3 protein-coding genes are annotated in these 1167 nt (G+C 50.4%); all 3 read right to left on the reverse strand.

Annotation, left to right across the window (positions count from 1 at the left end):
* Window positions 1-10: 10 nt before the first annotated feature.
* Window positions 11-505, reverse strand: a complete 495-nt coding sequence (locus tag KDK16_RS04480; RefSeq protein WP_257274874.1) for a hypothetical protein — start codon at window positions 503-505, stop codon at window positions 11-13.
* A complete protein-coding gene (locus KDK16_RS04485) occupies window positions 487-882 on the reverse strand; it encodes a D-Ala-D-Ala carboxypeptidase family metallohydrolase (protein WP_257274875.1) in 396 nt (131 codons plus the stop codon). The genes KDK16_RS04480 and KDK16_RS04485 overlap by 19 nt, the downstream gene beginning before the upstream one ends.
* Window positions 883-889: 7 nt before the next feature.
* Window positions 890-1167: DUF2597 family protein (locus tag KDK16_RS04490; protein WP_257274876.1), on the reverse strand; the 278-nt coding region annotated here is incomplete at its 5' end.

The following is a 1167-nucleotide window of genomic DNA, read 5'->3' on the forward strand; positions in this document are numbered from 1 at the left end:
GGTCCACGTTTTACTCCTTCTTTATCAGCCGGGTCTTTTCCTGGCTGCTTCGGCTGGTACCCATCCAGAAAGACACACAGGTCAGGAATGCCATAAGTACCTGCCCAGCGATCAGATAAACGATGTCTTCAACGGCTGATGACATTTCAAAAGTCAGAATCCCCGCAAACATGCTGAAAACCATGACAGCAAGAACAATGGTCAAAGCTGAAGGCATCCAATGATCGTAATGCTGCTCCCTGGCGTGCTGAGTATCAGCTAGCTCTTCCTTCAGGGTTTCCAGTCCCATCTGTTGCTGGAATTGACGAACTTTGAGCAGTGCATCCTTGTTTTGCAGAAGCTCCTGCTCTATATCAGCCGGTGTTGGCTTTGTTCCCAGAGCAGCAGCTAAGCCTTTGCCGACAATTGCACCTGCTGGGCCACCAAGTGCAAGTCCCACAGCAGGAGCGATTCCACCGACAAACTTTGAAAGGTCTTTCCATTCCATCAGTAGCTCCATACCCACGGGCGGTTTTCTCCAGTTGCCACATCCAGATGAATGAAGCGACTGCTGTGATTTCCCTTCTGGTTCACACCGATCCCGTTAAGAGATGGCATTTTCAAGGCTTCTTGCAGCAGCAGGTGTGCTCTGTTGCCGCTGACTTGAATGTCGACAGCCTGACCATTTGCATGTGTGCCAGGTTTGCTTTTGCCTGCTTCGATTGGATGATCAGGGCAGCGATAAGCGGAAGTGATCACAAAAGGAAACCCGCAGATTTCCCGTAGCTGCTGAACTTGATCCATCAACTCTTTGCTGATGTTCATCCCAGAGTCGGCTCTGCATTTACCGCACTTGCAGCCCAGTTCTGCATAAGAAAAGTTTTTCCAGGGTGACTTCACCATGACCTCCTTAGATCAATCCTTCAGTAGCTGCCTTGGATAGATAACGAACACCATTAATGCGAACAAAGTCCGGGCTGGTCACCAGGAACGGAATGGTGGTCAGGTGCTTCTCGCCACCACTGGTGTCGATATCCAGCAGGCTGCTGATCTTCATCTTGCAGCCGAAGGCTTGTACCTTCAGTTCGTTGTTCGGTGTCTTGGCAAAGAAGGTGAGGTCTGATGGTTCCAGTTCCTGAAAGCTGCCAGCACGGTCAGCAGATTCGATAATCAGGTTCAGGTTGCTGG

This window comes from Endozoicomonas sp. SESOKO4, assembly GCF_024606275.1.